Consider the following 16,646-nt stretch of genomic DNA (forward strand, 5'->3'; position numbering starts at 1 on the left):
TGCAAAAGTAGTTCAGGGGACGAAATCGATTTGGAGGAAGCGAAGCGTTCGCCTTTATCACCGGATTTCTCCCTTTTCAAAAGGGAATCAAAGAAATATGGGGATAACAGCGATCCGAAAAACGATTCGTAACCGGAACGGCTACATTGCAGAACGTCGTGCACTTATTTTTACAATGAGCCAGTTAGAAGTGAATCACAATAACTGTGGACTAGAGCGATCAAAGGTTTTTGAGTCTACTAATGGCCGCAGGATTATCTCAGTTACTTTCTATTGTCAGTCAAATCATTCGATATCCCAATTTGAAAGGAGTCCAACCACTCATGGCTAAAAAAGAATTCCAGGCAGAATCCAAACGTTTGCTGGATATGATGATCAACTCCATTTACACCCAAAGAGAAATCTTTTTGAGAGAATTGATCTCCAACTCCAGTGACGCCATTGATAAAATTTATTACAGAGCACTTACCGACGATTCGCTCGTTTTCAACAAAGAGGACTACTTCATCAAGCTCACGATTGACAAAGAAAACCGCACGCTCACACTGACAGATACCGGAATTGGGATGACGCAGGAAGAGCTGGAGAACAACTTGGGGGTTATCGCGAAGAGTGGTTCCCTGGCGTTCAAGAAAGAAAATGAAGCCAAAGACGGCCACAACATCATCGGACAATTCGGGGTTGGTTTCTACTCGGCATTTATGGTGGCGGACAAGCTGACCGTAACGAGTAAAACGCTTGGCAGCGACGAGGCTTGGAAATGGGAGTCCGAAGGCGCGGATGGTTACACAATCACACCAGCAGAGAAAGATTCCGTAGGTACGGAAATCGTCCTGACGATCAAAGAAAATACCGAAGAAGATTCGTATGACGAATTTTTGGAAGAGTATCGCCTGAGATCCATCATCAAGAAATACTCCGACTTCATTCGCTACCCGATCAAGATGGATGTAACGGGTCAACGTCCAAAAGAGGGCACGGAGAACGAATTCGAGGAATACCAAGAAGAACAAACCGTGAACAGCATGGTGCCGATCTGGCGTAAAAATAAAAGCGAATTGACTGAAGAAGACTACACGAACTTCTATATGGAAAAACGTTACGGTTTTGACAAACCGCTCAAACACCTGCATATCAGCGCAGATGGCGCTGTGGTATATAATGCAATCCTGTTTATCCCGGAAAATACGCCGTTTGATTACTATACCAAAGAGTATGAAAAAGGCCTTGAACTCTACTCCAACGGTGTATTGATCATGGATAAATGCGGGGATCTGTTGCCAGATTACTTTGGATTTGTTAAAGGTATGGTGGATTCGGAAGACCTGTCCCTGAACATTTCGCGTGAGATGTTGCAACATGACCGTCAGCTTAGCCTGATCGCGAAGAACATTAAGAACAAAATCAAGAGCCAACTGCAAAGCCTGCTGAAGGACGAGCGAGAGAACTACGAGAAGTTCTACCAAGCGTTTGGCCGTCAATTGAAATATGGTGTATACAGCGACTATGGTGTGAACAAGGATACTTTGCAGGATCTGCTGTTGTTCACGTCTTCCAAAGAGAGCAAACTCGTGAGCCTGGACGAATACGTCTCCAGAATGCCGGAAGATCAGAAGTACATCTACTATGCATCTGGTGAGTCCATTAGCCGTATTGAGAAGCTGCCACAGATCGAGGGTGTTCTTGAGAAAGGGTACGAAGTATTGTACTTTACCGATGACATCGACGAGTTTGCAATCAAGATGATCACGAACTACAAGGAGAAAGAATTCAAATCCATCTCCAGTGGTGATCTGGGTATCGAAGATAGCGCGGACACAGAAGAAACGGACGCTCAAGACAACGACAACAAAGAGTTGTTTGAAGCAATGCAAGCTCAATTGGCGGGTAAAGTCAAAGCGGTTAAAGCTTCCAAACGTCTCAGAAGCCACCCGGTATGTTTGTCCACTGAAGGTGAGCTGACGATTGAAATGGAGAAAATCTTGAAAGCTATGCCGAACAGCGAAAACGTACAAGCCGACAAAGTACTTGAAATCAACGTGAATCACGATGTCTTCAAATCGTTGAAAGACGCTTTCGCACAGGATCAGGAAAAGCTGAACCTCTACACTAGCCTCCTGTACCACCAAGCATTGCTGATCGAGGGGTTGCCAATTCAAGATCCAGTAGAGTTCACTAACGATATCTGTAAGGTTATGGTGTAAACTTCTGCGATATCGCAGTGATGTAAGGACGATGCACTGAATCAAAGTGATGGAATGTTCCATGCGGTTTCCGGGTGAAAGGCTCAGAGCTTATATAGCCTGGAAACTATAAAATACCTTTTAATTTACGATATCCACCCCGACAGGGCGTTTCAGTCCTGTCGGTTTTTTTGTTTTTACCCACAACGGGCAGGGGGCGGGGGAGGCAGACTATCATTGCAGCGATGGATGAACATCGTAATGAAATTCTTTAGCTTTTCAAAGTTTTGAAGAATTCCCCCTTATAGGGATTGTGATGTCATTTAGATTTGGTGTGAAAACAGCAAAAAGTAGTGAAGGGGACGGAATCGATTCTGAAGAAGCGAAGCGTTCGCCTTTATTCCCGAATTTCTCCCTTTTTAATGGGAATCAAAGAAATTTGGGAATAACAGCGATCATAAGAACGATCCGTAACCGGAACGGCCACGCAAACTGTATAAGTCACTTTTTTCATCATTAGTCACGATAGTGTAAAACTCAATATTAATCATTGTCATTTAGATGCACGGATGATAGTCTGGCAGGGTATAATAAGAGAAGATGACTGTTCATTACAAGTTGATGTAAGAAGAGATGACAATCGCAGACAGGTTTTACTTTTCGAAACCACAGATGTTGTGTATAATCACTCAAAATAGAGACAGTCGGCTAGGAGTGATCCCCATGCAATGGAACGATCTGAGAGAACATAGACAATATCCTGAATTAACCAAATTGGATGGATCTCGTGCAGCGTATGAACGGGACTATTCGAGACTCATTCATTCACCGACCTTCCGTCGGTTACAGGGCAAATCGCAGGTGTTTGGCGCAGGAACGGGTGATTATTATCGTACTCGTTTGACCCATTCCCTGGAGGTGGCACAGATTGCACGAGAGGCTGCCCGAAGTCTGATTCGCCGTTTTCCCGAGGTAGACTGGGACCGCGCGGACAACCCAGGTCTTATTATTGATTCAGAGGTGGTGGAGTGCGCTGCAATCGCACATGATTTTGGTCACCCGCCGTTTGGGCATAAAGGTGAAGAAGTATTGGATGGTATTCTGGATGACCTCATCAACACCGAGGCTAAGAAAATCATGAAAAAAAGCCGCAGCGCCAAAGTTCCCAAGGTCGAGTCTGAAGTACGTGCTGAGTTAAAACGGAAATACGAGCATTTTGAAGGCAATGCGCACAACTTCCGTCTCATTATGCACTTGGAGAAACGTGAAGATATTGATGGACTGAATCTGTCTGATGCGGTATTACTAGGGATAAACAAGTATCCGTACCCTGGGACAGAGAGCAAAAAAGGCATGTATCATCATGAGTGGCAATATATTCGGGAGATCCGTGATCGCTGGAACGTGCCGGCAGGCAAGAAGACGCTGGAAGCACAGCTGATGGACCTTTGCGACGATATTGCGTACTCCTCACATGACCTGGAGGATGGCATCAAAGCAGGTAAAATTGAAGTACATGAGCATTTCCTGCAAGATCCGCATGTGAATCGACTGATTGTGGATAAGATTACAACGCTGGAGGATCTGTTCTGGAACGGATGGACCCGTGAAGCGATTGGGCAAAAGGTAGAAGAGGTTCTCGCTTCGTTCCTGCGCATCTGGAATGAAAAGATGCCGTTCTGCGAGCACGATTACTCGCGTACCCGTCGTGAGGTGAAGGCCTATTGGGTGAGCTTTTTTGTAGGCAGCCTGGGCGTTATTGACGACGGTGACTGGAAGAAGGTAACTTTTGTCCGTGAAGGGGCTGAAGACCTTGATATGCTGCGTACGGTGAGTGTGCTCAAGAGTTTTGCCTGGGTAACCATGATTCGTGACCTGCGTGTGCAGCGGCTACAGAAGCGCAGTGAGTGGATGATTAAGCGATTATGGGATGCATTCCTCGATCCGGAAACGTCCAAATCCATTATTCCATCCGACTGGCTGCAGCGGTATGAGAAGGATCAAGCCAAAGCCCAGCCGATCTGGACTTGGGAACACATGGTGATCGATTATATCGCAGGAATGACGGATGCATTTGCCGAGAAAATATATAATGAACTCTACGGTCTGAAGGTGGGTTCGATCTACGATCTGGATTAAAATAAACCGATATAAAGGGAGATGAGACGCGTGGCTAAGCGAATGAGTGAGACGTTCAGTCTGGGCGTACTTGACCTTGTTCCAAGGTTAAACGATGCCACAGCGGAACAGGCGCTTCAACAATCGGTGACACTTGCGCAACATGCCGAGGCTTGGGGATACGCCCGATACTGGACGTCAGAGCATCATGATATGGCTGAACTGGCATCGGCCTCTCCCGAAGTACTTTTATCGCACATCGGAGCAAGGACAACAACGATCCAACTTGGCTCAGGTGCGGTCTTGTTGCCGCATTATAGCCCGCTCAAGGTTGCGGAGTCGTTCCGCCTGCTGGCTGCGCTCTATCCGGGGCGCATTGAGCTTGGGCTCGGACGTGCTCCTGGCGGTGGACCTCATGCCACGATGGCACTCAGTGGCAATTACTTGCAGCATGTGTCCAAGCTACCTGAATCACTCGCAGCACTCACAGAACTGCTCGAAGACCGTTACATGTACGAGGATCATTCCGTGACAGCTCGTCCGATTCCCGAGCTCCCGTTATCACTCTGGATGTTGGGAACTAACGTGAAGAGTGCAGAATTTGCGGCACGGTTTGGCATGGGATATGTCTTTGGTCAATTCATGAGTGATGCCGATGGTACAGAGGCTGTAAGGCGATACCGAGAAGGATTTATGCCTAGTGCAACGATGAAGGAGCCTGAGGTTATGGTGGCAGTAAGCGTATTGTGTGCCGAGTCAGAGACGGATGCTTTGGACTGGAGTCGTGACATGGAGGAGAGGCGCAAGCTGGATGGGAAAGAACATTCAACTGAGCCGAATTCAAGTGGTACCGCGGTCTCTAATACGAATGATGAAGCCGTTAGTGATCAAAATGAATCGGTACGGCACTATGCAGGTACACCTGAGCAGGTATGGGCTCGATTAAAAGAGGTGAGTCGAAGGCTGGATACGGAAAGTTTGCTTCTGGTTACGGCAGGACCAGATTATGAGCGCAGGTTGGATTCATATCGATTGCTGGCTGAGCATAAGACGGCAATACTGAACTAGGCTGATCATTTTATGATGTTAGCCGTTGAAATCCGAACAAACCGAAGAGCTGCAGATCGGGACTTTACCGTATGCTGCAGCTCTTCGGTTTGGACTTTGTCAAGATTCAACAATTTTTTACAAAACCAAGCATCTTAATGACAAAATAATGTTATAATACTTTACGTCTATTTTCCTATCGATATAATATAGAGAAGTTCTTTTGACAAGAGGTCAAAAGAAGGGGAAAACAATGACATAAGCACCTGAATTCGGGATGACCGAAGAGGTCAAGGGGGAAATCATATGTTCAGCAGATTCAAGATCAAGAGTATCGGTCTGCGTATCAGCATCGCGTTCTACTTGTTAATCCTCTGTTTAATTATTTTGAGTGTCACGATTGTCACCCGGATGAATTCAATTGAAACCAACACGAACGAAATTACGAACAATTGGATGCCATCAATCCAGCAAATTAACCGGTTAAATTATACCACAGAACATGTTCTGTCACTAAGTTATCGTCACTTTGACGCGGATGAAACAGACAAGGCATTTTTGTCAGAAGAGCGTACCAAGTATATTCGTGAAACGACGCAGGCGATTAAAATCTATGATCAGCAGGAGAAGTCTGCGGAAGAGCTCGAACACTGGAATGCGTTCAAGAACAAATGGGAAGCGTATCTCAAGATTAATACGCAATCGATCAAGCTGAGTGATGAGGGTCAGACACAGCTGGCGAAGGAAGTGGCTGATAAAGGTGCTGATTCCTTTGACACCATGCAAGTCGATCTTGATTATCTTGTGGAATACAATCAGGAACAGTCCAATCTTGCGGCGGCCCAAACGATTAGATCGGTACAGGATGGTAGATTAATCATCATTATCGGTGTTCTTGTCATGATTGCCATTACAGCGGTCAGCATTCCGATTATTCGTTCACAGGTCGTGAAACCACTGCTACGTGTTATTAGTGCGGTGAAACTGATTGCAGAAGGACAATTGAATGTTCAGGACATACATACCAAACATGAGGATGAAGTTGGTGTTCTGGCCAAAGCGGTGAATGACATGAAAGGTAACCTGACTTCCATGGTTCTGAGCGTCAGACGAATTGCGGAAGCTGTTAATCTACAAAGTGGGGAACTGGCAATATCCTCAGAAGAGGTTAAGATTGGTAGTCGCCAGATTGCTGTGACCATGGAAGAGTCAGCCAAGGCCACAGAGAGCCAGGCAGAGACAGCCGTGGAATCAGCCCGTACGGTTGAAGTGTTGAATGATCACATTCAGAGTCATACGGAACAAGGCAGCCAGCTGCGCGTCATGTCGGATCGTGTACTGGAACAAGGGCTGAATGGTCGCAAGGTGATGGAACAATCCGTGCAGCAGATGCAACAGATTTCCGGTTCGGTCTCTGCTTCCATGAACAAGATGGAACGATTGAATCGTAAAAATGAAGATATTTCCAAGCTGGTTCAAGTCATTCATGACATTGCACGCCAAACCAATCTGCTGGCATTAAATGCCTCCATTGAGGCAGCGCGTGCGGGAGAGAGTGGACGCGGATTCGCCGTAGTGGCATCAGAAGTGAGGAAGTTATCTGAGGCTGTGCAGACTTCGGTTGAAGAGATCACGGCGATTACCGAGGATATTCAGCAGGAGTCACAAGGGGTGGTTGCGGAATTACGTACGAACGTTCAGGAGACCGAACTGGGTCAGGAACATGTGCTTACCTCAGGTCAACTCTTCCGTACAATTAATGAATCGGTGGAAGGCATGGTTGGTGTCATCGGCACTATGACAGATGGTCTCGCAGGCATGCAGGAAGCAAGCGGAAGAATGAATGATTTCAGTCAGCAGATTTCCGCTGTTTCGGAACAATCGGCAGCGAGTGTGGAAGAAGTTTCTGCATCGGCGGAAGAGCAAGTAAGTTCTATGGAAACGATTAGCGGCAACATTCAAAGTCTGAAAGAATTATCCGAAGATTTGCTTACATCCATTGAAAAATTAAAAATATAACCTTGTTCTTATAATAGAAGAAGCTGGAATCACGCAGGCGGCTAATGGTGAGAAATCAGTATGATATATGAGCTGTTGGCCTATAACGTTTACTGGCAAGAACGATTAGATTTCCAATGTTATAATCTCAAAATAAAATAAGGCGTTCCTCAACAATGGGAACACCTTATTTTTTTTCTGTCCAAATAGATACGCGCAAGGAAATGGGTAGTTGTCTAGGAGCCTAACATTGTATACAATGACTACCTGAAAGCAAACGTATGAGTCGTATTTGATATGTCTTCAATGAGCTTACTATTTATATAGAAGAAACATGATTAATGAAGGAAGGAGAGGGGAATTTTGCCTGATGAGACACTTGGTATGTACGCTACTTCTGGGAAACACCTCTACACCTTTGCTTGCCACGAGAACGAGCAAGAATTATGCATGCTGGAGTTGACTACGCTGCTTGAACCGAGTTCGGAGATCCGTATGGATATGGGGTCGTATGTGTGGTCTGAACGATGTATTCCACCTGGACGCAGTCCTTTTATCCACGGCAGACTAGACGTGATCGGCGAAGGGGAGACTGTGATGGATCTGCTTCCTCTTGCCAAAAATATTCACCTGTTGCCAGATGAGACATTCAAGGTAGTTTGTCTAAAAGAAGGGGATCAAGCCCCTGATTATGCACAGTCTCGTCAACTGGAAAAAGAAGTTGGCATGTGCATTAAAGGCAAGGCACAGATGAAACAACCTAAGGTGACTTTCGGCCTAATCCGAACAGGAGAAAAATGGATCTTGGGCCAGTGGACAGAAGCGGATCGATCATGGCAGATTCATCGGCAGAAGCCGCAAAATTACTCAACTGGATTTGGCATCACGCTTGCGAGAGCGCTGGTTAACATTGCTGTTCCGAGAGTAGAAAACCATCGGTTGCTTGATCCATGCTGTGGTATGGGAACGGTTGTGATTGAGGCTTTATCCATGGGAATTGATGCAAAAGGTAACGATCTCAATCCGCTGGCTGTCCGAGGTGCGCGAATCAATCTGCCGCATTATGGATATGATTCAGATCGAATCACACTGGGGGATATGAATGAACTGCAAGATTTGTATGATGCGGCAATTCTGGACATGCCCTATAATCTCTGCTCTGTACTTCCGGATGCTGAGCAACGAGCCATGCTGGAGAGTTTGCGCAGATTGGCAAAACGGGCGGTGATTGTTTCCACAGAGTGGGTAGAAGAGCACTTGTTGGAAGCGGGATGGACTGTAAAAGAGTACCGAACAGTACACAAAGGCACGTTTATACGTCATATTTGGCTGTGTATGTAAGCGTGAAAAAACAAAAACTCTACCTCTGAGGAAATTTCCAGAGGTAGAGTTTTTTACTGTGTACATATCCATTGATATCGTTGATCTGATTTGCACAATATTGCATGGGAACGGGTGTTTGTGTTAATATTTATGACTATAATCCACAAGGTTCACCGGCAGGGTATCGCCAGCGACGTAAGCTTCCAGATTTTTGACGAAAATATCAACTGCTCGATCCGCGTATTGCTCTGTACTTCCTGCGATATGAGGCGTAATTAACACGTTATCCATGCTCCATAGCGGGTGGTCTGCAGGAAGAGGTTCTTCTTCGAACACGTCCAGTGCGGCGAAGGCAACTTGGCCGTTTTGGAGTGCATTCAGCAAGGCTTCCGTTTTCACACTGGGGCCACGGCCGACATTGACGAAGCAGGCACCGGATCGGAACTGCTCAAATGCAGTTTGATCATATATATGTTTGGTTTCATCAGTTAGCGGTAAAATGTTAATTACATAATCGCCCTGGTTCAAGGCTTCATGTAAACCGGTCATGTCGTACATTTGGTCCACATTGGGGACATCCTTACCTGAGCGACGAACTCCGATTGTGTGCATGCCGAGTGCTTTGAGAATACGGGCTGTTTCCGTACCGATCTCACCTACACCAACGATGACCGCTGTTTTGCCATGCAGTTCCGGCAGTGGTTTGGCAGGAGCTTTCCATTCGGACTGCTGTTGATGCAGCATAGCTTGTCTCAGCCAGCGACTGTGGGATAACATCATGCCCAGAATAATTTCGGTGATTGGAATCGCGTGAACTCCATTTGCACTGGTGACCTGGACGTTCTTTTGTTGCAAATCTGCGAAGGGGAGATTGTCCACACCAGCAGACCAGACCTGAACCCACTTCAACAGGCTGTCCTGTTTCAATGCATGTTCTGTGACGAGTGGGGACCAGCCGAGAATAATCTCAGCTTCTTTCAACTCAGCGGGGTCCAATTCCTTGGCTTTTCCGAATTTCAGGGTGTATTCTGGTGCAGCATTCTGAATGCGTTGTTGCTGTTCTTCGGATAGAGATGGAAAACATACAATTTTACCCATAATGTGTGGTCCTCCTGAGATAAATAGTTTGATGAGTTTGATAATTAAAGTGTATCAGATTTGGTGTTGGATGTGCATTAAGGTGGGAAATGCAGGAATCTAGCCTTATTTGCAAATGGTTATATTTGTGTCACTCTATACTTACCCAACTTGAAACGATATGTATAGTTATGAAATAATAGAGCGAACTTTAGAGAGGTGTATGCAATGAATAACCAATCACATCAGGATCATTCATCCCGACGGGAAAGATTGTTTGTAGCCATTCGTCTTCCTGTTGCTGTTCAGCAGTCTCTTCAGATGGATTCGAGGCTTGTACAGAATAAGCTAGATTTTCGTAAATGGACAGATCATAGAGATTATCATATAACCTTGCAATTTCTGGGGGATACATTAGTTAGTGACATCGGGCACCTGCGAAAAGCATTGCGCTCAGCAGCAAGCGGATTTCAGCCGTTTGAACTTCAGCTTTCCGACTGGGGCACATTTGGACTTGAAGAAGCACCTAAGGTACTTTGGAAGGGTGTTAGCGGAGAGATAGAGCACTTGTTTTCATTGCAAAAACAAATCGTGCAGGCGACTTCGCCCCTGGGGTATGAAGCTGAATTAAGACCTTATGCTCCCCACATTACCATTGCCAGAAAATATCTGGGACAGCTTCCAGGTAATGAAAATAAAGGGATATCTGGAGTGCTTCCGGAACATTCCACAGGTGTTAATTCATGGATGGTGGAGGACATTGTACTTTATGTGACAAGGCTGGGACAATTGCCAATGTATGAGGTCGTGGATACGTTCACTTTTTCCTGATAATCATTTTTATGCCATAAAATCACATTGACATAACGTTTATCCCTATGTAATATTAGCCATCGTTATTCAAATTCTTTTTTTTGGGTTACTTAGTTAAGGGAATTGTTTCGACAGGAGGAATCTTCGAATGAACATTATAAGCAAAAATCGTTGGGTAGCACCGATGTTATCAGTGCTGCTTGTATGTATAGTGGGGGTAAATGTCGTTCAGGCGACGGGGAAGTGGAATGAAGCTAGTGATAGTAAACAGATGACCGAACTTACGGCTTCTGTGCAAAATAACCAAACATCTACGCAAGAAGAGAGGCGCATGATGGAAGATGGGACAAGTCTGTCCTCTAATCTGTCTGCCCAAACCGTAGCGTGGACTGAATCTCTGCCAGCGAAGAACTGGCTTACGACTGCTCAAGAAGAGCAGGAATTGCAAGAAGCCAAGGCCAAGAACAAAGCTAGAGCGGTAGCTGCGGCCAAAGCCAAAAAAGAAGCTGCACTGAAATTGGCCAAAGTGAAACGTGCCAAAGAAGTCGCTGCTGTAACAACTCCCCCCCAAAAACTATACTTTACACGGACCAAACTTCTGAACCAGGAAGACTCGAAACTTGCAACCTGGTCATACAGTGTGTCCGATAAAGAACTGCATCTGCTGCAAAAAATCGTCATGGCAGAAGCGGAAGGTGAACCGTACGAAGGCAAAGTGGCAGTTGCCAATGTTGTCTTAAACCGGCTGCGGTCAGCCAATTTTCCCGATACCATTTACAAGGTCATCTATCAGAAATCCCAGTTTAGTCCTGTAGCGAACGGACGTATGAAACGTGTGGTTCCCAACGAGGACAGCATCAAAGCAGTGAATGCTGCGTTGAACGGGAAGAAGGAAGTTGCCGATGATACGTATTATTTCTTATCATTGACGCTTGCTGACGATCTGACAGTTGCTCGCTCGCAGAAAAAAGTAAAAACGATCGGTCATCATACTTTTTACAAGTAATCGACCCGTAAATTCTGCAAACAGGCAGGGTAGTTAACTGTGTGTGCTTCACACGGCCCTTGAAAAAGCCTGAATCGTAGTTTTATTTCGTTATTTAAAAATATCGTTATACTCTAAATTACCCTTTTTTCTGCCAAATCATACGGTGGAATTAGTGAAAATAAAAGAAGGTTCCCTTCCAAAAATTCGGAAGGGAACCTTCTTTGTATATCGTGAGCAATTGTCTTGTCCCCTATAACACCTCGTGAGAGCTGTTCTATAGGTCCATAGAGGCGTCAGAATGGTATTCTGGTACCTGACAAGGACGTGGCAGTAATTCCGGCTGTGAAGCGCTCCACGGAGGTTGTTGTGACTTCGGCTGTCGTCGGAAACAATAAGTCATGAACAGCTTGAGCACAGCACTTCGGATCATAGACCGAATGGTTACCTGAATGATGCGCTACGTTCAGCGGGCTTTCAGTTTGAGTAGATGCCTGCTCCACTAGTTGTCTGAAACGATTGGTGATCACGTCGGCAGAGTGAATGACGTGGCCGTATCCGGCTTGTACAAAGTATTCACAGTTCTCTTCCTCTTGACCTGCAATCGGAGGAATGAACAACATCGGTAGACCCTTGGCCAACGCTTCAGTGCATGTCATGCCACCTGGCTTCGTAATCAGCACATCGGATACATCCATCAGTTTGCTTACTTCCCGTGTATATCCCAGAATACGAATATTCGGGTGCTGGAAGCAAGGCATTTCCTTCATTTTTGCGATCATTTTTTCATTGCTTCCTAGACAGAAGACCAATTGAACACGATCTGCCCAAGACGTGAGAGCTTTCATATGATCCTCATCAAACGAAAGTCCCCATCCACCACCCATAAGTAGCGCTGTAGGCATGTTCTGAAGCCCCATCTCTTCCCGTAGCTTCACTTTATCTCCAGCTTCCCAGAAGTCTGGATGCACAGGGATTCCCGTGATCTGAATATGGGAGGGATCTACACCCCGGATTTCAAGCAATGCTTTGACCTGAGGGGTAGAGACCAGATATTTGTTCACTTCCGGATTAATCCATGTTCCGTGCACGTCATAATCCGTCACGACCGTATAGAGCGGGATATTCAGACCCTGGCGTTTGAGCCGGGAGATGACAGCATTCGGAAAAGGATGGGTACAGATCACCGCATCGGGTTTCAGTTGGGATACGACCTGTGCCGTCTGTGTATAGAAAATTCGGTGCAACGCCAGCTTGGTAAAACCATTTAATGATTTATTGTACTGTGTGCGGTACAACAGGCTGACCAGTTTGGGTTGAACCGATAGTGTCTTTCGATATGCAGAGAAAATTAGTGGAGCTACCGTTGGGTTCAAAAATTTGCCTAGTTCAATGACACGACTGTGAACATGTGGACTGACTTTTTTGATGCCATGTGCCAGCGCATGAGCGGCCTGAGTGTGACCGGTACCGAAACCTTCCGATAATAAGAGCACTCTTGGTTTTCGCATGAGTTCACCTTTATTCATAAGTTTTAATTCAAAATGAAGATATTCATTGTTTATTCTAGCTATGGAATGCGTTACTACATGAATATACATTGAAGCACAAAATCATGTTTCTTCTATGAATATTTACACCATATATCATACAATGAGACAACTTAAACTTCATTATATACACGTATTATCTGAGTCATCTTACACTATAGACGACGACAGAAGGAGTTTCCACTGCATTTAGGTTAAAAAATATTAACACAATTTTTAAAATGTTAGGGTTGCAATCTGTTTTCGAAGGTGGTATTGTAGTTTTTGACCGAATGACTGAATTGTATTTCTGGTCATTTATGTAGAGCGATTGAACAATGAATGTGATTAAAGGAGGGATTAGATGGCTCCGATTGACAGGAGACAGCAGGTTATTCATGCAGCAGCCCAGTCGTTTGCCATGTTTGGATACAAAGCAACGACGATGGATCAGGTCGCCAAGATTGCGAACGTTGGCAAAGGAACGATCTATACGTTTTTCACCAATAAGGAACAATTGTTTGATCAGATCCTGGTAGAAGTGATTCAGGAAATGAAGAACATCGCGCATCGTGAAGTACATCAGGAAAGTGCATTTTTCGATAATCTGTTTCGGGTACTGGATGCCTTGTTAGAGTTTCGTCGTGATCACGATCTGCTCGTTAAGTTATCTCAGGAGCTGAAGGACTTTGGAACACTGCAGGCCAAGGAAGGCTTGGACAAGGTGGAGAAAGTAATCTCCGACTTTCTGGCTAAGGAGCTTGAGAAAGCAAAAGACAATGGAGAGATTCGAGATTGTGATCCGCAAGTCGTCGCATTTATGATGATTCGCCTGTATATTGCACTCACCTCAGACTGGAGCAAACAACATCAACCGCTGAGCAAAGAGGAAATTAAGACTTACTTTCGCCTTTTCTTAATGGAAGGAATTGCTGCTGTAACGTAATCCGAATTTAATCTACTATAATATAAGGATTTTCACGCGTATCAAGCAGGGAGGCTTGTCGGAAGACAGGTTGTTTTTTTGTCCTAAAGTGACCGTTTGAGGAAAGTGGTCACTTCGTGTTTCAGTATGTTTTCTGGAATGCGACATTGTATTTCATTATGGTTATTCCTGCTCATGGAGCAGAGAGATTAAGGGGAGAAAATGACATGAAATCTTTATCCGTGTTTTTCAAGGATGTGGGATCGGCCGTGAGAAACCCGAAGGTGTTGATCCCTGTTATTGCAATTATGTTTATACCGATCCTGTATAGTGGCATCTATCTGGCAGCCTATTGGGACCCGTATGGTCATGTGGATGAGATGCCGGTTGCCGTTGTTAATCTGGATAAAGGTGCTGAGCTGGAGGGCAAATCCCTCCATGTAGGTAGTGATCTGGTGGATGAGCTGAAGAAAAATGCCGATTTTAAATGGGATTTTGTCAGTGCCAGTCAAGCCAAAGAAGGCATGAGTAATGACAAATATTATATGCAAATTACGATTCCGGAGAACTTCTCATCTCAGGCAACAACATTGCTGGATGACAAGCCGGAGCCGGCTGATCTGATCTATGAACCGAATGGCAATTACAGTTTTGTTGGTGCACAGATCGGTAAGACCGCTATTAAGGACCTGAAAGCAAAAGTCTCAGCCAAAGTAACGGAATCCTATGCAGAAACATTGCTCGACAAGTTCTCCGAAGTATCGGATGGCTTGGCTGAAGCAGGAGATGGGGCGGGTGAACTGAATACCGGCGCAGGCAAACTGGATGATGGTGCTGTTAAGCTCAAGGATAACCTGGCGAAGCTTGCATCCGGAACGCTTGAACTTCAGGAAGGACTTTCTCCATTAAGTGATGGTGTTAACGCGCTGCACACAGGGGCAACCAAACTTGAAAGTGGAACATCAAATCTTGTATCCGGTCTGCAACAGCTTCAGGCAGCTGCTTCGAGCCAGCTTCAGAGCGGAGCAGATCAGTTGAAGGATGGTAGCGCCAAGTTGGAAACTGGACTCCAGTCTTCACTGGATGGCACAAGTAAGTTGCAGGCTGGTCTGAAATCATCAGAACAGGGCAGTGCGAAGCTGTCGGATGGTCTGCAAAGTGCTGTTCAGGGCAGTGGCACTCTGGCAACAGGCCTGCAATCGGCTGTAGATGGCAGCTCCAAGGTTGCTGATGGTGCACAGGGTGTAGCCGCCGGATTGAAACAGCTTGCTGCATCGAACCCCGAACTGGCTGAAAATGCGGATGTACAGAAGCTGCTTGCAGCAAGTGAAGCTGTTGCTGATGGCAGTGCACAACTGCATGAGAGCGAGCAGAAGCTGGCACAAGGTGCAGATCAGCTGCATCAGGGCAACCAGCAACTGGCTGCGGGTGCAACCGAGCTTCATGGAGGTCAGGAGCAACTTCTTGCTGGTGCGAACCAGCTGGTGGATGGTCAGAAACAATTGCTGGCTGGTGCAGGGCAGCTTAGTCAAGGAGGAGCGAAACTCTCCGATGGTCTGAAGCAGTTCAGCGGCAAATTGGGTGATGCTGCAAGTGGCGGTACATTGCTTGCAGATGGTGCCAAGCAGCTGGGCTCAGGAACAACAGCTTTGCAAACGGGTGTAGGTAAACTCAGTGGTGGCGTTAGTTCACTAACCGATGGTTCCAAGCAATTGGGTGATGGCGCGGGCAAACTGGCTGACGGCCTTACTGAGCTAAAAGATGGCTCGAGTGAATTGGAAACCAAGCTGAATGATGCCGCACAGAAAACATCCGAAGTTAAGAAAACGGATGATGTAGTGAACATGTTCGCTGAACCGGTAAACTCCTCGGAGAATACAGCAGAGAACGTGAGTAATTATGGTACAGGATTGACACCGTTCTTCCTGTCGATCGGTCTATTTGTGGGATCGTTGATTTCCACGATTGTATTGAAAATGCGGGAAACGTCCGTACCTGGTGCAACAGGCTGGAATCGTTTTGTCAGCCGGACACTGGTATTTGGGTCCGTGAGTATTTTCCAATCGGTTATCGTGGCAAGTTTCATGTTATATGGTCTTGGACTGGAGACGCACAGCGTAGGGTTGTTCTACCTGTTTACCATTATTACGGGGCTGACCTTCATGTTGATTGTTCAGGCACTTGTAACCTGGCTGGATCTGCCTGGACGTTATGTTGTCATTCTGCTGCTGGTCTTCCAGCTTGCGGCTAGTGCAGGGACCTTCCCGGTAGAACTGATTCCATCATGGCTTCAGGCATTTAGCCCTTGGTTGCCAATGACACACAGCATTATGGGCTTTAAAGCCGTGGTATCGAGTGGTAATCTGGATGTGATGTGGCATCAGGCAGGTATTCTTAGCATCTATGCAGGTGTATCCATTCTGCTGACGCTTGCTTACTTCCTCTGGAATGGCAGACGTCCGAAAAAAAAAGTCGAACAGGCTGATTCTGGTCAAGTTGTGACGGCATAAGTCGAACCTGATCTTCAGCAGGGTCATATTATTGAAAAAAACTTTATTTTCTTGTAGTGAAATTATGCAATATAGTAGTCAAATAGTGCAAATAGCCTGTGACCCCAAAAAGGGGTTGCAGGCTATTTTGTATACAAA

At 45.8% G+C, this 16,646-nt stretch carries 11 protein-coding genes; 9 read left to right on the plus strand and 2 right to left on the minus strand.

All coding sequences use genetic code 11. The features are described from left to right. Positions 1 to 323 precede the first annotated feature (323 nt). From htpG to MHI55_RS06815, 5 genes are all read left to right on the plus strand, one after another. Positions 324 to 2,204 carry a molecular chaperone HtpG gene (htpG, locus tag MHI55_RS06795; protein ID WP_339189216.1) on the plus strand — a complete coding sequence of 627 codons (1,881 nt, stop codon included), beginning with the start codon at positions 324 to 326 and terminating at the stop codon, positions 2,202 to 2,204. A 702-nt stretch (positions 2,205 to 2,906) separates the two neighbouring features. Further along, entirely contained in the window at positions 2,907 to 4,322 is a 1,416-nt protein-coding gene (gene dgt / locus MHI55_RS06800) for a dGTP triphosphohydrolase (protein WP_076209597.1), read from the plus strand. A 42-nt stretch (positions 4,323 to 4,364) separates the two neighbouring features. Further along, on the plus strand, positions 4,365 to 5,369 hold the full coding sequence (locus tag MHI55_RS06805) for an MsnO8 family LLM class oxidoreductase (RefSeq protein WP_339191383.1): 1,005 nt from the start codon (positions 4,365 to 4,367) through the stop codon (positions 5,367 to 5,369). A gap of 285 nt (positions 5,370 to 5,654) precedes the next feature. Beyond that, positions 5,655 to 7,367 (plus strand): methyl-accepting chemotaxis protein, encoded by a 1,713-nt coding sequence (locus MHI55_RS06810; protein WP_340389377.1) that lies wholly within the window; start codon positions 5,655 to 5,657, stop codon positions 7,365 to 7,367. A gap of 342 nt (positions 7,368 to 7,709) precedes the next feature. Continuing rightward, positions 7,710 to 8,687 (plus strand): RNA methyltransferase, encoded by a 978-nt coding sequence (locus tag MHI55_RS06815; RefSeq protein WP_340389379.1) that lies wholly within the window; start codon positions 7,710 to 7,712, stop codon positions 8,685 to 8,687. 123 nt (positions 8,688 to 8,810) lie between these two features. Here MHI55_RS06815 and MHI55_RS06820 read toward each other — a convergent pair whose 3' ends face one another. After that, positions 8,811 to 9,767, minus strand: coding sequence for a D-2-hydroxyacid dehydrogenase (locus MHI55_RS06820; protein ID WP_340389381.1), 957 nt, complete (start codon positions 9,765 to 9,767; stop codon positions 8,811 to 8,813). Positions 9,768 to 9,974: 207 nt separating this feature from the next. Here MHI55_RS06820 and thpR point away from each other — a divergent pair, with 207 nt between their 5' ends. Further along, entirely contained in the window at positions 9,975 to 10,577 is a 603-nt protein-coding gene (gene thpR / locus MHI55_RS06825; RefSeq protein WP_340389383.1) for an RNA 2',3'-cyclic phosphodiesterase, read from the plus strand. 130 nt (positions 10,578 to 10,707) lie between these two features. Next, a complete protein-coding gene (locus MHI55_RS06830; protein WP_036611353.1) occupies positions 10,708 to 11,565 on the plus strand; it encodes a cell wall hydrolase in 858 nt (285 codons plus the stop codon). A 275-nt stretch (positions 11,566 to 11,840) separates the two neighbouring features. Here the strand turns inward: MHI55_RS06830 and MHI55_RS06835 are convergent, their stop codons facing one another. After that, positions 11,841 to 13,055, minus strand: coding sequence for a glycosyltransferase (locus MHI55_RS06835; RefSeq protein WP_339285948.1), 1,215 nt, complete (start codon positions 13,053 to 13,055; stop codon positions 11,841 to 11,843). A 382-nt stretch (positions 13,056 to 13,437) separates the two neighbouring features. Here MHI55_RS06835 and MHI55_RS06840 point away from each other — a divergent pair, with 382 nt between their 5' ends. Together MHI55_RS06840 and MHI55_RS06845 are read left to right on the plus strand one after the other, a co-directional pair. Beyond that, entirely contained in the window at positions 13,438 to 14,019 is a 582-nt protein-coding gene (locus tag MHI55_RS06840) for a TetR/AcrR family transcriptional regulator (protein WP_036611349.1), read from the plus strand. Between the two features lie 206 nt (positions 14,020 to 14,225). Beyond that, positions 14,226 to 16,508, plus strand: a complete 2,283-nt coding sequence (locus MHI55_RS06845) for a YhgE/Pip domain-containing protein (protein WP_100530033.1) — start codon at positions 14,226 to 14,228, stop codon at positions 16,506 to 16,508. The last annotated feature ends 138 nt before the right edge of the window (positions 16,509 to 16,646 follow it).

The sequence above is a fragment of the Paenibacillus sp. FSL E2-0151 genome (assembly GCF_037993015.1).
Classification (GTDB): Bacteria; Bacillota; Bacilli; order Paenibacillales; family Paenibacillaceae; genus Paenibacillus; species Paenibacillus amylolyticus.

Bases quoted from the DNA above. Each gene is read 5' to 3' on its own strand.
- htpG (WP_339189216.1), top strand. From the start codon at position 324: ATGGCTAAAAAAGAATTCCAGGCAGAATCCAAACGTTTGCTGGATATG.
- dgt (WP_076209597.1), top strand. From the start codon at position 2,907: ATGCAATGGAACGATCTGAGAGAACATAGACAATATCCTGAATTAACC.
- MHI55_RS06805 (WP_339191383.1), top strand. From the start codon at position 4,365: ATGAGTGAGACGTTCAGTCTGGGCGTACTTGACCTTGTTCCAAGGTTA.
- MHI55_RS06810 (WP_340389377.1), top strand. From the start codon at position 5,655: ATGTTCAGCAGATTCAAGATCAAGAGTATCGGTCTGCGTATCAGCATC.
- MHI55_RS06820 (WP_340389381.1), bottom strand. From the start codon at position 9,767: ATGGGTAAAATTGTATGTTTTCCATCTCTATCCGAAGAACAGCAACAA.
- thpR (WP_340389383.1), top strand. From the start codon at position 9,975: ATGAATAACCAATCACATCAGGATCATTCATCCCGACGGGAAAGATTG.
- MHI55_RS06830 (WP_036611353.1), top strand. From the start codon at position 10,708: ATGAACATTATAAGCAAAAATCGTTGGGTAGCACCGATGTTATCAGTG.
- MHI55_RS06835 (WP_339285948.1), bottom strand. From the start codon at position 13,055: ATGCGAAAACCAAGAGTGCTCTTATTATCGGAAGGTTTCGGTACCGGT.
- MHI55_RS06840 (WP_036611349.1), top strand. From the start codon at position 13,438: ATGGCTCCGATTGACAGGAGACAGCAGGTTATTCATGCAGCAGCCCAG.
- MHI55_RS06845 (WP_100530033.1), top strand. From the start codon at position 14,226: ATGAAATCTTTATCCGTGTTTTTCAAGGATGTGGGATCGGCCGTGAGA.